Raw genomic sequence first — 15,768 nt, 5'->3', positions numbered from 1 at the left:
TAACCCGAAGGTCGCAGGTTCAAATCCTGTCCCCGCAACCAAATGGTCCCGTGGTGTAGTGGTTAACATGCCTGCCTGTCACGCAGGAGATCGCCGGTTCGACCCCGGTCGGGACCGCCATTTTATATAAAGAAAAGAACGAAACAAATTGTTTCGTATTTTTTTATTTGTTTTAACAAAAAACTAATAAAGACAGTCAAACTATCCTTAGGACAACTCCTAAGGACTTTTTTATATATTCAAAACCTGTATAATAAAGAGCAGAGAACATTGTGAGTAAAGTAGGTGAAGTCTGTGAGCAAATATGAAGTAACAACAAAATCTTCTGCGGAAACACAAAGGTTATCAGAAAAACTAGGTGAACTCGTAGAGGCACAAGATGTAATTATTTTAGAAGGAGATCTTGGAGCTGGGAAGACGACTTTTACAAAGGGGCTAGCAAAAGGTCTTGGAGTGAAAAGAGTTGTAAATAGTCCTACCTTTAATATTATTAAAGAATATAAAGGAAGATTACCACTATATCATATGGATGTGTATCGCTTAGCAGAAAGCGAAGAGGACTTAGGCTTTGATGAGTATTTCTACGGTGAAGGAATTACGGTAGTGGAATGGGCTCATTTAATAGAAGCATATTTACCGAATGAAAAGTTACAAATTAGTTTATTCCATGCGGGAGATGACACAAGAAAAATTATACTCGAGCCAATTGGAGATCGCTATATTAGATTATGTGAGGAGCTATTACAAGATGAAAGTACTAGCAATTGATACTTCAAATTACGTAATGGGTGTATCCCTTATTGAGGAAGGAAACGTGATTGGGGAAATCATTACAAATTTGACGAAAAACCATTCTGTACGTCTTATGCCAGCTGTAGAGCAACTGTTAAAAGAATGTGGTGTAAAACCGAAGGAATTAACTAAAATCGTAGTAGCTGCTGGACCTGGATCATATACAGGTGTTCGCATAGGCGTGACAGCGGCAAAAACATTAGCTTGGTCACTTCAAATACCAATTGTAGGTGTATCAAGTTTAGAGGTAGTAGCTGCAAACGGTGTTAACTTTAATGGATTAATTTGTCCTTTATTTGATGGAAGACGTGGGCAAATCTATACTGGATTATATACATATGAAGGAGAGCAGTTAACTTCAATAGAAGAAGACCGAATTATTCTTATTGTGGACTGGTTGCAAATGTTAAAAGATAAAGGACAGCCTGTTTTATTTATCGGTAATGATGTTAAATTGCATAAAGAAATAATTATAGAACATTTAGGTGATCAAGCTGTATTCGCTCCGTTTACTAAAAATAATCCAAGACCAAGTGAGCTAGCATTCTTAGGGTTACAAAAAGAAGAACAAGATGTGCATACGTTTGTTCCGAGCTATCTTCGTTTAGCTGAAGCTGAAACAAAGTGGTTAGAAAGTCAAAACAAGTAGGGGCCTTGCAGAAGATGGATATGATATTTAGAAAGATGGAACTTGATGATATTGCTCAAATTGTAGCTATTGAAGAAGTGTCTTTTTCAACTCCTTGGACTGCAGATGCCTTTCACCGTGAATTAACGATGAATGAACATGCACATTATATTGTGTTAGAAAAAGATGGTCGTGTAATCGGATATTGTGGATTGTGGATAATTATTGATGAATCACATATAACAAATATAGCTATTTTGCCAGAATACCGAGGTCAAAAATTAGGAGATGCCTTATTGAAAGCAGTTATTTCAGAAGCGAAAGAACTAGGGGTAAAAACAATGACGCTTGAAGTACGTGTATCAAATGAAGTAGCAAAGCAGTTGTACAAAAAATATGGATTTCAAAATGGTGGAATTCGTAAACGATACTATGCAGACAATCAGGAAGATGGTCTTGTAATGTGGGTGAATATATAATGGGAAAAAATACGATTATACTTGGGATTGAAACAAGCTGTGATGAAACAGCGGTAGCGGTTGTTAAAAATGGAACGGAAATTATTGCGAATGTCGTTGCATCACAAATCGAAAGTCATAAACGTTTTGGCGGGGTTGTACCAGAGATTGCATCCCGTCATCATGTAGAAGAAATTACAGTTGTGTTAGAAGAAGCTTTAAAAGAAGCAAATATCACATTTGATGATATTGATGCAATTGCTGTAACAGAAGGGCCTGGTTTAGTAGGAGCACTTCTAATTGGGGTAAATGCAGCGAAGGCAGTAGCTTTTGCACATGATATTCCGCTAGTCGGTGTTCATCATATTGCAGGTCATATTTATGCGAACCGTTTAGTAAAAGAAGTTCAATTCCCGCTATTATCACTTGTTGTATCTGGTGGGCATACAGAACTTGTTTATATGAAAGAACATGGTTCATTTGAAGTAATTGGTGAAACGCGAGATGATGCAGCTGGAGAAGCATATGATAAAGTAGCTCGTACGTTATCTATGCCATATCCAGGTGGTCCGCATATTGATCGTCTTGCACATGAAGGAGAACCAACAATTGATTTGCCTCGTGCATGGCTAGAACCGAATTCATATGATTTTAGCTTTAGTGGATTGAAATCAGCAGTTATCAACACTGTGCATAACGCGAAACAACGTGGTATAGAAATTAAACCAGAAGATTTAGCGGCAAGTTTCCAAGAAAGTGTAATAGATGTACTTGTAACGAAAGCAGCTCGTGCAGCAGAAGCTTATAATGTAAAGCAATTACTTCTTGCTGGTGGAGTAGCTGCTAATAAAGGACTTCGTGCGCGATTAGAAGAAGAATTTGCACAAAAAGAAAACATTGAACTAATTATTCCACCGCTATCTTTATGCACAGATAATGCAGCAATGATTGCAGCGGCAGGGACAATTGCGTATGAACAAGGCAAGCGTGCAACATTAGCCTTAAATGCGAATCCAGGATTAGATATTGAAGCATAGTTATGCACATAATTAACCACAGCTTGTGGATAAAACCCATATTATCTGTTGATAATGTGGGTTTTGTTGTGTATATAAATTGTTGATATCTTTTTTGTTAGTTGTGGATAATGTGGAAAAGTTGTTTTGTTAGCTATTTTATAAAGGTGGATATGTGTATAAGTTTGTGGATAAACTAGATGAAGTCTGACCTTTGAATATATTGTTTTTCGGGAAATAAAAAGTAAGAAGATATCCCTGAAAAACATTTTGAAATATCCTTCTATTATAGAGGGTGCTGATATTGTCAATCCTTGTCGGTAAATCGATATTTCGTGTCGAATCGTTTATATATATAGGGTGACAATAGATGTATTTGAAAATTGGTTGATATATTCCGAGTTACCATTGATATATTCAAAAAATTATTTATGTACTTAAAGAAAAAAGATGTCACATAGTCAAAAATCATGACTGATGAGACATCTTCCTTATTTAAATACTCTTATACATGCAGCTCTTCCCACTCTGCCATACAAGTTTCAAGTTGTTCTTGTAGCGTTTGTTTTTTAGTTGTAATTTCACTCGCTTTTTCATAATCTGCATATATTTCTGGTAAGCAAAGTTGATCTTCTAACGTAGCAATTTCTTCTTCTAAGTTTACGATGTTTTGTTCTAGTTCTTCAATTTTTCGAGTGCGTTGACGTTCTAATTGTTTACGCTCTTTTTCTTCGAGATAATTTAATTTTTCTTGAGCTACAGTTTTTTGAACAGGTGCCTGATTTTCTTGCTGTTCAAGTTGTTCAAATGCTGCGCGTTCAATCATTTCATTTTTCTTCTCCACATAGTAATCGTAATCCCCTAAATATTCCTGTGCACCTTCTGTTGATAACTCAACCACAGTCGTTGTTACACGGTTAATGAAGTAGCGATCATGTGAGACAAATAGAAGAGTCCCTGGATAATCAATTAAAGCATTCTCTAAAATCTCTTTACTATTTAAATCAAGGTGGTTCGTAGGCTCATCCAGAATTAATAAATTTGACTTTTGCATCATAAGTTTCGCAAGAGCTAATCGAGCTTTTTGTCCACCACTAAGGGAAGATACTGGTTTCAGTACATCATCTCCTGTAAATAAAAAGTTCCCGAGTATAGTACGGATTTCTTTTTCAGGTTGCAGTGGATATTCATCCCATAGTTCATTTAAAACCCGTTTAGAAGATGTTAAGTTTGCTTGTTCTTGATCATAATAACCAACAGATACATTTGATCCGAAAGAAACATCACCATTTAATAGTGGTAACTTATTCACAATAGATTTTAATAATGTGGATTTCCCAATTCCGTTTGGACCAACTAAAGCAACACTATCTCCGCGAGTTAAGCGCATAGTTACGTTTTCAATTATAGGGTCCTCATCATAGCCAATGGTTGCATCCTTTACTTGTAAAACATCATTTCCACTTTGCTTTTCAATATCGAAGTGGAATGATGCTGACTTAGAATCCCCTAATGGTCTCGTTAATAATTCCATTCTGTCTAGTTGTTTACGGCGACTTTGAGCACGTTTCGTTGTAGAGGCGCGAGCTATATTCTTTTGAACGAAGTCCTCAAGTTTTGCGATTTCATCTTGTTGTTTTTCGTAACGTTTCCTTTCTTGCTCATATAATGCTGATTTTAAGTCTAAATATTTACTGTAGTTACCAACAAATCGTCTGCTTTCTTTATTCGAGATTTCATATACTTGTGTAACAAGTTTGTCTAAGAAATAACGGTCATGTGAAACGATTAATATTGCGCCAGGATAACCTTGTAAATATTGCTCAAGCCATGTTAATGTTTCGATGTCTAAATGGTTTGTAGGCTCGTCCAAAATAAGTAAGTCTGGTTTTGTTAATAATAATTTTCCGAGAGCTAATCTTGTTTTTTGCCCACCGCTTAAAGTAGAAATCGTCGTCTGGTGCGTTTCAACTGGGAAGCCAAGGCCGCTTAAAATGGAGCGAATATCCGCTTCATATTGATATCCACCTTGATCTTTATAATTGAGTTGCAATTGGTCATAATCAGCTAACAATCTTTCATATATAGCTTCGTTTGAAAAGTTTTCTTCTTTTCCCATTTCTTGCTCAAGCCTTCGAAGTTTTGTCTCCATTTGCTGTAAGTGGGTAAAGACGGTTAGCATTTCATCCCAAATTGTTAAAGACGTTTCTAGGCCGGTATTTTGAGCTAAATACCCGATTGAGACATCTTTCGGTTTTATAATTTCGCCACCATCATGTGATAATTCACCAGCGATAATTTTTAATAATGTAGATTTTCCAGCTCCATTCCTTCCAACTAATGCGATACGATCTTTTGTTTGTACTTCTAATTTTATGTTTGCAAGAATTGTTTCTGCACCGTATAATTTCGAAAGTCCATTTACTTGTAATAAAATCAATGTTTTCACCTCAAATAATTTCTTAACTTTGCCATGTTTATATTTCTCAATCATACTAAAAATAGTGTATAGTTTAAAATAAGAGAGAATACTTCTTCTCTTTATTATACAAGGAATTTAATGAGTGCTAAACTTCTGTATTTGATTAAAGTATATGAATAAAGATAGGAAGAGAGGAGAGGTCATATGGATCAGCAAAAGATTCCACAAGCCACTGCTAAAAGATTGCCTCTATACTATCGATTTATCCAAAACTTATCTCTTTCTGGTAAGCAGCGTGTTTCATCGGCCGAATTGAGTGAAGCGGTAAAAGTAGATTCCGCAACAATACGAAGAGATTTTTCGTATTTTGGAGCGTTAGGGAAAAAGGGATATGGATATAACGTAAATTATTTATTATCATTTTTCCGCGAAACACTTGATCAAGATGATATAACGCGTGTAGCACTTATTGGAGTAGGTAATTTAGGGACCGCTTTCTTACATTATAATTTCACGAAAAACAATAATACAAAAATTGAAATGGCATTTGATGTTAGTGAAGAGAAAGTTGGAACAGAAATCGGGGGCATTCCTGTATACCATTTAGATGAATTAGAAGAGAGATTATCAAATGATATACAAGTGGCAATATTAACAGTACCGGCTACAGTAGCACAAGCTGTAGCAGATAGATTAGCTGAAACGAGCGTGCATGGTATTTTGAATTTCACACCAGCGCGATTAAACGTATCAGAGAATATTAGAATTCATCATATTGATTTAGCTGTAGAGTTACAAACATTAGTTTACTTTTTGAAAAACTATCCACAATAAAACGCAGAGGAAGCGACCTCTGCGTTTTATTATTGTTTCTTCTTTGTGAATTTAACTAATATAAGGCGAAGTGCCAAATTAAAATCAATTGTTGCCATAACTGCAAATAGTATTGTCCACACATTCCAGATTGTATCTGTTACGTTCGTAATGGCGAAGCGTGTAAAGATACATCCAAGAAGGAAGTATAGTGCAGCCATGAACAATGGTGAGTTTCTCATACAAAAAATCCTCCGATAAAGCCTTGCATTTTTTCAGCTTCTTTAATCATTTCTTGAATTCGCTCATTGCTCATAAAAATTTGCCCAATAGCGACTAATGTATTCATCGCAACATGAGCTGCAATCGGAACGATAATACGCTTCGTCTTCACATATAAGAAGGCGAATACGAGCCCCATAGCAGTGTATACCAATAAGTGAGTAAAATCAAAATGAATTGCTGCGAATACAAGCGAACTAATGATAGCTGCGATAAAGAAGTTAAACTTCTTATAAAGTGTACCAAATAAAATTTTTCTAAATACGATTTCTTCTAAGATAGGTCCAATTATAGATACAACAATAAGGAACCAAGGTATCGTTCTTGCGATGTCCATCAGTCTGTCTGTATTCTCAGATCCACGTGGAACCCCAAATACATACATTTCAATCATACCTGCAATGGATTGTGAGATGATTGCTAAGAAGAACCCGATGAAAATCCATCCAATAGTAGCTGGAACAGAAGAGCGCATTGGATCTAAATGCCTGTCACGAATGTCTGTTCTAAGTAACCAAAGCACGATACATAATGCAATAAAGAAGCTAATGATTGCCCAGTGTCCCGTTATAATTTGTCCTTTTTCTTCAATGGTAAATCCTCTATTATCATAGAGGCCTGTTTTTAGGAGAAGTGGTAATCCAACAACGCCAGATAACTGCATTAAAATGTATGTAACGATAATCCACCAGTATTGTTTCTTCAAATGGTTTAACCATCCTTTCTAACTCTAGTGTATGAGATGAGGTAGGATAACATGTAAATATGTTATCTACGATATAAACTTTCATCCGAATTATGATTTTTTTGTAAATACATATTTGAAATTGAAGTAAGAGACAGGAAAAAGTTGTGCGTTTAGCGAAAACAACTTAGGGTGTCTTTCATATTGTAACATACGAGTTGGGGAAACAACGATTCATATAGTAAAGGCAGTATTCTATATAGAAAGTTTATATAGTAATTTGCGAAAAAATTATGATTTTTTTACTTGCAAAAGAAATTGAGATTATTTATTATTATAAGTGTGTTAGCACTCGGATGACTTGAGTGCTAATAAATAAAATTTACATAACAAAATGAGGAGGTTATTGTTCATGCTAAAGCCATTAGGTGATCGCGTTGTAATTGAGCTTGTTCAAGCAGAAGAAAAAACAGCAAGTGGTATCGTATTACCAGATACCGCAAAAGAAAAACCACAAGAGGGTAAAGTTGTTGCAGTAGGTACTGGTCGAGTGCTTGAAAATGGTGAGCGTGTTGCTTTAGAGGTAGCAGCAGGTGATCTTATCATCTTCTCAAAATATGCAGGTACTGAAGTGAAATATGAAGGTACAGACTACTTGATTTTACGTGAAAGTGACATTTTAGCAGTTATCGGTTAATTATATAAATCTTAAAAAATCCAAGGGGGTCAATTATTATGGCAAAAGATATTAAATTTAGTGAAGAAGCACGTCGTTCGATGCTTCGCGGTGTCGACACTCTTGCAAACGCAGTAAAAGTAACACTTGGACCAAAAGGTCGTAACGTTGTACTTGAGAAAAAATTCGGTTCACCACTTATTACAAATGATGGTGTAACAATCGCAAAAGAAATCGAATTAGAAGATGCATTCGAAAACATGGGTGCAAAATTAGTAGCAGAAGTTGCTAGCAAAACAAATGATGTAGCTGGTGACGGAACAACAACTGCAACTGTATTAGCGCAAGCTATGATTCGTGAAGGTCTTAAAAACGTAACAGCTGGTGCTAACCCAATGGGTCTTCGTAAAGGTATCGAAAAAGCTGTTACTGCTGCAATTGAAGAATTAAAAACGATTTCTAAACCAATCGAAGGCAAATCTTCTATCGCACAAGTAGCTGCTATTTCTGCAGCTGACGAAGAAGTAGGTCAATTAATCGCTGAAGCAATGGAGCGCGTTGGTAACGACGGCGTTATTACTTTAGAAGAGTCTAAAGGATTCACAACAGAATTAGACGTAGTAGAAGGTATGCAATTTGATCGTGGATATGCATCTCCTTACATGATTACTGATTCTGACAAAATGGAAGCAGTTCTTGATAACCCATATATCTTAATTACTGACAAAAAGATTTCTAACATTCAAGAAATCTTACCAGTATTAGAGCAAGTGGTACAACAAGGTAAACCACTTCTTATCATTGCTGAAGATGTAGAAGGCGAAGCTTTAGCTACATTAGTAGTGAACAAACTTCGTGGTACATTCAATGTAGTAGCTGTTAAAGCTCCTGGATTTGGTGACCGTCGTAAAGCAATGCTAGAAGATATCGCAATCTTAACTGGTGGCGAAGTAATCACTGAAGAATTAGGTCGTGACTTAAAATCTGCTACAGTTGAATCTTTAGGACGCGCTGGTAAAGTTGTTGTTACAAAAGAAAACACAACTGTAGTTGAAGGTATTGGAAATACAGAGCAAATCGCAGCTCGCATCGGTCAAATTCGTGCGCAATTAGAAGAAACAACTTCTGAATTCGATCGTGAAAAATTACAAGAGCGTCTTGCTAAACTAGCAGGTGGCGTAGCGGTAATTAAAGTAGGTGCAGCAACTGAAACTGAGTTGAAAGAGCGCAAACTTCGCATTGAAGATGCACTTAACTCAACTCGTGCAGCAGTAGAAGAAGGTATCGTTGCAGGTGGTGGTACTTCACTTATGAACGTATACACGAAAGTAGCTTCTATCGTAGCTGAAGGCGACGAAGCAACAGGTATCAACATCGTACTTCGCGCACTAGAAGAGCCAGTTCGTCAAATCGCAATCAACGCTGGTCTAGAAGGATCTGTAGTTGTAGAGCGTCTAAAAGGCGAAAAAGTAGGCGTTGGTTTCAACGCAGCTACTGGCGAATGGGTTAACATGCTTGAGTCTGGTATCGTAGATCCAGCTAAAGTAACTCGTTCTGCACTTCAAAACGCAGCATCTGTTGCAGCTATGTTCTTAACAACTGAAGCTGTAGTAGCTGACAAGCCAGAGCCAAATGCACCAGCAATGCCTGACATGGGCGGCATGGGCATGGGCGGTATGGGCGGAATGATGTAATTCCGTTTGCCCTAAAAAACATCCATTTCTATATAGAAATGGATGTTTTTTTATGTTTTTTAGAAAAGGAAATGAATTTCTGTAGAATTTTGTCGCTTTCTCTCTTGACCATATTGATACTTCATTGTTAGAATCTAGGAAGATAATATAAAACGATCCTTCATATATCCTCAATGATATGGTTTGAGAGTCTCTACCGGGTTACCGTAAACAACCTGACTATGAAGGCAGTGTGTCTTATATTTATAAAGAGCGGAGACTATCTTTCTTTATAAAGCCAGACCCCTGCCTTTTCTTTGTTATGAGACTAGAGGCGGAGGACTGGCTTTTTTTATTATATTGGTAATGCTTTTCGCCAAATTGGTGAAAATATTTATATACGAGAACTAACGTTGGGGTGATTATTTTGAAGAAACAACACGATACAATTATCGTTTTAGATTTTGGAAGTCAATACAATCAGTTAATAGCACGTCGAATTCGTGAGTTCGGTGTATACAGTGAACTTCATCCACATACAATTACTGCAGAAGAAATTAAAGCAATGAATCCAAAAGGGATTATTTTCTCTGGTGGACCAAATAGCGTATACGGTGAAGGTGCATTACATTGTGATGAAAAAATCTTCGAACTAGATTTACCGATCTTCGGTATCTGTTACGGTATGCAGCTTATGACACAACACTTCGGTGGTAAAGTAGAGCGTGCCAACCACCGTGAGTACGGAAAAGCTGTTCTTAAAGTAGAGAACGAATCAAAATTATATGCGAACCTTCCAGAAGAGCAAGTTGTATGGATGAGCCATGGCGACTTAGTAACTGGTTTACCTGAAGGATTCGTAGTAGACGCAACAAGTGAGTCTTGCCCAATTGCTGGTATGAGCAATGAAGCGAAAAACTTATACGGTGTACAATTCCACCCAGAAGTACGTCACTCTGAGCACGGTAACGATTTAATTAAAAACTTCGTATTCGGCGTATGTGGTTGTTCTGAAGGATGGAACATGGAGAACTTTATCGAAGTAGAATTAGAAAAGATTCGTGAAACTGTTGGAGACAAAAAAGTACTATGTGCACTTAGTGGCGGCGTAGACTCTTCTGTTGTAGCAGTATTAATTCATAAAGCAATCGGCGATCAGTTAACATGTATTTTCGTTGACCACGGTTTACTTCGTAAAGGTGAAGCAGAAGGCGTTATGAAAACATTTAGCGAAGGCTTCCATATGAACGTTATTAAAGTGGATGCACAAGAACGCTTCATGAACAAGTTAAAAGGTGTAGAAGATCCAGAACAAAAACGTAAAATCATCGGTAACGAATTCATTTACGTATTTGATGATGAAGCGTCAAAATTACAAGGTATGGACTTCTTAGCACAAGGTACACTTTACACAGATATCGTTGAAAGTGGTACAGCAACTGCACAAACAATTAAATCTCACCATAACGTTGGTGGACTTCCAGAAGACATGCAGTTCAAATTAATTGAGCCTTTAAACACGTTATTTAAAGATGAAGTACGTGTATTAGGATCTGAACTAGGAATTCCTGATGAAATCGTATGGCGTCAACCATTCCCAGGACCGGGTCTTGGTATTCGTGTATTAGGTGAAATCACAGAAGAGAAATTAGAAATCGTTCGTGAATCTGATGCGATTTTACGTGAAGAAATTATTAAAGCGGGCTTAGACCGTGAAATCTGGCAATACTTCACTGCGCTTCCTGGTATGCGTAGCGTAGGTGTTATGGGTGACGAGCGTACTTACGATTACACAGTAGGTATCCGTGCAGTAACATCTATTGACGGTATGACAGCTGACTGGGCACGTATCCCTTGGGACGTACTAGAGAAAATCTCTGTTCGTATCGTAAACGAAGTAAAACACGTTAACCGTATCGTGTATGATGTAACGAGTAAGCCACCAGCAACTATTGAGTGGGAATAGTATTGTAATAAAAAAGATCCATCTATCATTCATGAATAGATGGATCTTTTTGTTTTCGTTGTTAATACGAACGAAAATATAAAAATTTATAAAAACGTTCGCTTTTAAATTGACAAAAATACATTCAAGAGTTAATATGAGTATGTAATTCAAACGAAAAGTGAATATTATGCCGTCGTATAATATCGGGGATATGGCCCGAAAGTTTCTACCTAGCTACCGTAAATGGCTTGACTACGAGGCGTTTAGATAAAGATGAGGGGAAACTTGTCTTTATTCATAGAACGCTTCCATGTATATGCAATGGAAGCCTTTTTTATTTTTAATAGATAAAAGAGGGCTAGGGAGATTACGGCGAGTAATCATATAACGGGGGAAACGTAGGATGAAACGCTATTTTCAATTTGATGAGCTCGGTACGAATTATAAGACTGAGTTCATAGCGGGGTTAACAACATTTCTATCTATGGCTTACGTACTGTTTGTCAATCCTGCTACGCTGTCGCTTGGAAATGTTAAAGGGTTACCAGCAGGTACAGGGATGGATCCAGGTGCAGTATTCGTTGCTACGGCATTAGCGGCAGCAATCGGTTCGTTAATTATGGGTATTTTCGCGAAGTATCCAATTGCTTTAGCGCCAGGTATGGGAATTAACGCGTTCTTTGCTTATACAGCAGTGTTAACGATGGGTATTCCGTGGCAAACGGCCATTGCCGGAACATTAATGTCAGGTATTATCTTTATTATTCTTACTGCTTCAGGTATTCGTGAAAAAATCATTAATGCAATTCCATCGGAGTTAAAGTTTGCAGTAGCAGCAGGTATCGGATTGTTCATTGCATTCCTTGGATTCCAAAATGCTGGAATTATCGTGAAAAATGATGCTGTTCTTGTTGGGTTGGGGGACTTAACAAAGGGCACAACGTTACTAGCAATCTTCGGGGTTGTTACGACAATCATCTTTATGATTAAGAAAGTTAATGGTGCAGTATTTTACGGTATGATTCTTACAGCGATTTTAGGAGTGGCAACAGGATTAATTGATACTCCGAAAGCTGTAGTGGGAGCAATACCGAGTCTAGAACCAACGTTCGGCGTGGCGTTAACGCACTTCGGAGATATTTTTACAGTTCAAATGGGGATTGTTATTATAACGTTCTTCTTTATCGATTTCTTTGATACAGCAGGTACGCTTGTAGCGGTTGCGAATCAAGCTGGATTAATGAAGAACAATAAATTACCACGTGCAGGAAAAGCATTATTTGCAGATGCGATTGCAACTGTAATTGGTGCAATCTTGGGTACATCAACAACAACGTCTTACATTGAGTCTTCTGCAGGGGTAGCAGCAGGAGGACGTTCTGGATTTACAGCAGTTGTAACAGCAGGATTCTTCTTACTGGCACTATTCTTCTCGCCATTACTAAGTGTTGTAACGCCAGCTGTAACGGCACCAGCTTTAATTATTGTAGGAATCTTGATGGTTTCTTCTTTAGGGGAAATTGATTGGAAGAAATTCGAGATTGCAGTGCCAGCATTCTTTACAATTATCTCTATGCCACTTACGTATAGTATCGCAACTGGGATTGCGATTGGATTTATCTTCTATCCAATTACAATGGTTGTGAGTGGTCGTCGTAAAGAGGTTCATCCGATTATGTATGTTATGGGAGTTTTATTCGTACTATATTTCATCTACGTTCGTAAATAAAAGGGGTTTTTTCAAAGGTCTAGACTTAAGGGGAGTCTAGACCTTTTTTGCGTCTTCAGAAAAACTTAAGGATTTCCGAGCGTTTTTCTTCAGAAGTTTTTCTATAATAGAAGTTAGGGATTAAAAAAGTGATGGGGGAGATATTGTGGCACACGAAACAATACTTGTCGTAGATGATGAAAAAGAAATTCGGAATTTAATTACAATCTATTTAAAGAATGAAGGATATAAAGTATTGCAAGCAGGGGACGGAGAAGAAGGGCTACGTTTACTGGAAGAAAATGAAGTGCATCTAGTCGTATTAGATATTATGATGCCGAAAGTAGATGGTATTCATATGTGTATGAAAGTAAGAGAATCGAAAGAGATGCCTATTATTATGCTTTCTGCGAAAACGCAAGATATGGATAAGATTTTAGGATTAACAACAGGAGCAGATGATTACGTAACGAAGCCCTTTAATCCATTAGAGTTAATTGCACGAATTAAATCTCAGTTACGCCGTTATATGAAAATGAATGGTTTTGCTATTCAAAATGAGGACGAGCTAGAAATTGGAGAGATGAAAATAAATATCTCGACCCATAAAGTTATTGTAGAGGGAGAAGAAGTGAAACTAACCCCGAGGGAATTTTCAATTTTAGAATTGCTAGCTAGAAATCCAGGTATGGTGTTTAGTGCGGAGCAAATTTATGAAAAGGTGTGGAACGAACGATCTTTCCAGTCTGATAATACTGTAATGGTGCATATTCGAAAAGTACGTGAAAAGATTGAGGAGAATCCAAGGAAGCCTAGATATATAAAAACAGTATGGGGAGTGGGGTATAAGATTGAAAAAGATATTTAATCCGTTTACTTATGTTAGGAAAATTCGAGAATTAATTGGAAAGATAATAAAGAGCGTGAAACGGAGTATAAGGATTCAACTTATTACGGCGTTTACTGCTTGTGCGTTATTAGGTCTCTTTGTATCAACGAAGATAGTAGCACCTATTTTTGAAGATGCTAGCCAGCATGCTGAGATTAATTACAGAGATGGTATGGAGCAAATTAATCGTAAAGCTCAAAGTACAGCGGAAATGATGGTTGCTGAAAATAAATTAGATGCTGTACAAAATATGATAGAACTAGAAAATGAGAATTTAGAGCAAGGGCATGATGCCTTTAAAATATTAGTTACTGACGAAAATGGTAAAGTTTTGTATAAAACGAAGCAAGCGCAAGAAGAACAAATTAATTTGCATAATACAATTCGTAATGCGACTTCATTTGCTATCAATTATTCAAATAATAATGATATTGAAAGATCAAGAAAAGAGTTTATTACATTCTCGCCTATTACAATTGAAGGTAAGAACTTATATATGTTTGTAAGCGGGATTCCTCAAGGGGAGGTAGTGTATTATAAAGTAGAAGGACCATTCCCATTTTTAATTGGTGTCCTTGTATTCATCTTCTCTTTCTTCTATATAACAAAGAGAAAGATGAAGCAGATTGAAGCAATGGCAGAAGGTGTAAAGGAAATAGAAAAAGGAAACTTAGCGTACCGCATTGAGAAGAAAGGTGAAGATGAGATTGCGTCTTTAACTGAGAATATTAATAATATGGCGGAAGAGCTTATGAATAATATAGAAAAAGAGCGTAAATTAGAAAAGCAGAAAAATGAGCTTATTACCAATGTATCTCATGATTTACGTACACCGCTGACTTCTATTATGGGTTACTTGCGATTACTTAGAGATTCTAAATATGAAAATCAAGAACAACATGATGAGTATACGAGAATTGCTTTTGCAAAGTCGGAGCAGCTAAAGAATTTAATAGAAGATTTATTTGAGTATACGAAGTTAACAAATGAACAAGTTGTATTAGAAAAACAAGAAGTTTGTATGAATGAGTTACTCGAGCAATTAATAGAAGAATTAGTACCGCAGGCGGAAGAGCATGGACTTACGTTTGTTAAGAAGTTTCCTGAGGAACGTGCTTATGCATCGATTGATTCGGAAAAGATGGTTCGTGTATTTGATAATTTACTAATGAATGCGATTAAGTATAGTAAAGATGATGGGGAGATAAAAGTTTCTCTTCAAAGGCAGCGCAGGGATATACAAATTGTAATTGCGAATCATAGTGAAGAGTTTACGAGAGAAGAGTTAGCGAATTTGTTTGAACGTTTCTATAAGAAGGATCAATCTCGAAGTAGAGTAACAGAAGGTTCTGGACTCGGGCTTGCGATTGCGAAAAGTATTGTTGAGTTACAAGGTGGTAGTATTCGAGCTGAATATGAGGAGGGTATTATTCGATTTATCGTCTCTTTACCTATTATAGAAAAATAATAAACGATAGCGTGCTACATGATAAAAAGGCTTATTTTAAAAAGAAATAAGTCTTTTTATATTTTTTTTAGAAAAATATATTGACGATTAGAGTTTAGAGGTGTAGTATTATACGAGTCGCTGATGACAACAACGTCGAAAGCGGCAATCGAAATGAAAAACTTAGTTGACATTACAAAATAGAAATGTTAACATAAGGAAGTCGCAAATGAGCGACCAAGTAGTTCTTTGAAAACTGAACGAAACAAACAACGTGAAACGTCAATTTTTATTTTTAGATGCTAGACAAACTAACTTTATTGGAGAGTTT

At 36.8% G+C, this 15,768-nt stretch carries 14 protein-coding genes, 1 tRNA gene and 2 riboswitches; of the genes, 12 read left to right on the top strand and 3 right to left on the bottom strand.

Annotated elements, in window-relative coordinates; translation table 11 throughout:
* The first annotated feature begins 44 nt into the window (after positions 1 to 44).
* The 5 genes from H6481_RS27380 to tsaD all read left to right on the top strand — a co-directional run bounded on the left by H6481_RS27380 (position 45) and on the right by tsaD (position 2,915).
* Positions 45 to 120: transfer RNA gene (locus H6481_RS27380), tRNA-Asp, on the top strand.
* A 174-nt stretch (positions 121 to 294) separates the two neighbouring features.
* Positions 295 to 768 carry a tRNA (adenosine(37)-N6)-threonylcarbamoyltransferase complex ATPase subunit type 1 TsaE gene (gene tsaE / locus H6481_RS27375; protein WP_000049640.1) on the top strand — a complete coding sequence of 158 codons (474 nt, stop codon included), beginning with the start codon at positions 295 to 297 and terminating at the stop codon, positions 766 to 768.
* Complete coding sequence (tsaB, locus tag H6481_RS27370) at positions 749 to 1,441, top strand: tRNA (adenosine(37)-N6)-threonylcarbamoyltransferase complex dimerization subunit type 1 TsaB (protein WP_023520858.1); 693 nt, start codon at positions 749 to 751, stop codon at positions 1,439 to 1,441. The genes tsaE and tsaB overlap by 20 nt, the downstream gene beginning before the upstream one ends.
* Positions 1,442 to 1,455: 14 nt before the next feature.
* Entirely contained in the window at positions 1,456 to 1,899 is a 444-nt protein-coding gene (gene rimI, locus H6481_RS27365; RefSeq protein WP_000367207.1) for a ribosomal protein S18-alanine N-acetyltransferase, read from the top strand.
* Positions 1,899 to 2,915, top strand: a complete 1,017-nt coding sequence (gene tsaD / locus H6481_RS27360; protein WP_086406025.1) for a tRNA (adenosine(37)-N6)-threonylcarbamoyltransferase complex transferase subunit TsaD — start codon at positions 1,899 to 1,901, stop codon at positions 2,913 to 2,915. Before rimI ends, tsaD begins: the two co-directional genes overlap by 1 nt.
* 484 nt (positions 2,916 to 3,399) lie before the next feature.
* Here tsaD and H6481_RS27355 read toward each other — a convergent pair whose 3' ends face one another.
* A complete protein-coding gene (locus H6481_RS27355; protein ID WP_220464106.1) occupies positions 3,400 to 5,334 on the bottom strand; it encodes an ABC-F family ATP-binding cassette domain-containing protein in 1,935 nt (644 codons plus the stop codon).
* 186 nt (positions 5,335 to 5,520) lie between these two features.
* Here H6481_RS27355 and H6481_RS27350 point away from each other — a divergent pair, with 186 nt between their 5' ends.
* Positions 5,521 to 6,150 (top strand): redox-sensing transcriptional repressor Rex, encoded by a 630-nt coding sequence (locus tag H6481_RS27350; protein WP_000372699.1) that lies wholly within the window; start codon positions 5,521 to 5,523, stop codon positions 6,148 to 6,150.
* A 29-nt stretch (positions 6,151 to 6,179) separates the two neighbouring features.
* On the opposite strand, the gene H6481_RS27345 is transcribed toward H6481_RS27350, so the two are convergent.
* Together H6481_RS27345 and H6481_RS27340 are read right to left on the bottom strand one after the other, a co-directional pair.
* Entirely contained in the window at positions 6,180 to 6,371 is a 192-nt protein-coding gene (locus tag H6481_RS27345; protein WP_001246204.1) for a YdiK family protein, read from the bottom strand.
* Positions 6,368 to 7,117 carry a CPBP family intramembrane glutamic endopeptidase gene (locus H6481_RS27340; protein WP_071730385.1) on the bottom strand — a complete coding sequence of 250 codons (750 nt, stop codon included), beginning with the start codon at positions 7,115 to 7,117 and terminating at the stop codon, positions 6,368 to 6,370. Before H6481_RS27340 ends, H6481_RS27345 begins: the two co-directional genes overlap by 4 nt.
* Positions 7,118 to 7,508: 391 nt before the next feature.
* On the opposite strand from H6481_RS27340, the gene groES reads away from it, so the two are divergent.
* From groES to H6481_RS27310, 6 genes are all read left to right on the top strand, one after another.
* Positions 7,509 to 7,793, top strand: a complete 285-nt coding sequence (gene groES / locus H6481_RS27335) for a co-chaperone GroES (protein ID WP_000917311.1) — start codon at positions 7,509 to 7,511, stop codon at positions 7,791 to 7,793.
* A 38-nt stretch (positions 7,794 to 7,831) separates the two neighbouring features.
* A complete protein-coding gene (gene groL, locus H6481_RS27330; RefSeq protein WP_001029992.1) occupies positions 7,832 to 9,466 on the top strand; it encodes a chaperonin GroEL in 1,635 nt (544 codons plus the stop codon).
* Between the two features lie 140 nt (positions 9,467 to 9,606).
* Positions 9,607 to 9,708: riboswitch (purine riboswitch) on the top strand.
* 161 nt (positions 9,709 to 9,869) lie between these two features.
* Positions 9,870 to 11,411 (top strand): glutamine-hydrolyzing GMP synthase, encoded by a 1,542-nt coding sequence (guaA, locus tag H6481_RS27325; RefSeq protein ID WP_182813712.1) that lies wholly within the window; start codon positions 9,870 to 9,872, stop codon positions 11,409 to 11,411.
* Between the two features lie 155 nt (positions 11,412 to 11,566).
* Positions 11,567 to 11,668: riboswitch (purine riboswitch) on the top strand.
* A 128-nt stretch (positions 11,669 to 11,796) separates the two neighbouring features.
* A complete protein-coding gene (locus tag H6481_RS27320) occupies positions 11,797 to 13,122 on the top strand; it encodes an NCS2 family permease (protein ID WP_000833096.1) in 1,326 nt (441 codons plus the stop codon).
* A gap of 145 nt (positions 13,123 to 13,267) precedes the next feature.
* On the top strand, positions 13,268 to 13,969 hold the full coding sequence (locus tag H6481_RS27315) for a response regulator transcription factor (protein ID WP_000929891.1): 702 nt from the start codon (positions 13,268 to 13,270) through the stop codon (positions 13,967 to 13,969).
* On the top strand, positions 13,953 to 15,458 hold the full coding sequence (locus tag H6481_RS27310) for a HAMP domain-containing sensor histidine kinase (RefSeq protein WP_016513331.1): 1,506 nt from the start codon (positions 13,953 to 13,955) through the stop codon (positions 15,456 to 15,458). The genes H6481_RS27315 and H6481_RS27310 overlap by 17 nt, the downstream gene beginning before the upstream one ends.
* Positions 15,459 to 15,768: the final 310 nt, after the last annotated feature.

The sequence above is a fragment of the Bacillus sp. ME78 genome (genome assembly GCF_903970865.1).
GTDB classification, from domain to species: Bacteria; Bacillota; Bacilli; order Bacillales; family Bacillaceae_G; genus Bacillus_A; species Bacillus_A cereus.
The sequence above is the reverse complement of the archived record's forward strand: the minus strand, read 5'-3'. Positions and strand labels throughout refer to the sequence as shown.

What these genes read in the sequence shown, in the direction of transcription:
- tsaB (WP_023520858.1), top strand. Translation starts at nt 749, where the DNA reads ATGAAAGTACTAGCAATTGATACTTCAAATTACGTAATGGGTGTATCC.
- H6481_RS27345 (WP_001246204.1), bottom strand. Translation starts at nt 6,371, where the DNA reads ATGAGAAACTCACCATTGTTCATGGCTGCACTATACTTCCTTCTTGGA.
- H6481_RS27320 (WP_000833096.1), top strand. Translation starts at nt 11,797, where the DNA reads ATGAAACGCTATTTTCAATTTGATGAGCTCGGTACGAATTATAAGACT.
- groL (WP_001029992.1), top strand. Translation starts at nt 7,832, where the DNA reads ATGGCAAAAGATATTAAATTTAGTGAAGAAGCACGTCGTTCGATGCTT.
- H6481_RS27350 (WP_000372699.1), top strand. Translation starts at nt 5,521, where the DNA reads ATGGATCAGCAAAAGATTCCACAAGCCACTGCTAAAAGATTGCCTCTA.
- groES (WP_000917311.1), top strand. Translation starts at nt 7,509, where the DNA reads ATGCTAAAGCCATTAGGTGATCGCGTTGTAATTGAGCTTGTTCAAGCA.
- rimI (WP_000367207.1), top strand. Translation starts at nt 1,456, where the DNA reads ATGGATATGATATTTAGAAAGATGGAACTTGATGATATTGCTCAAATT.
- tsaD (WP_086406025.1), top strand. Translation starts at nt 1,899, where the DNA reads ATGGGAAAAAATACGATTATACTTGGGATTGAAACAAGCTGTGATGAA.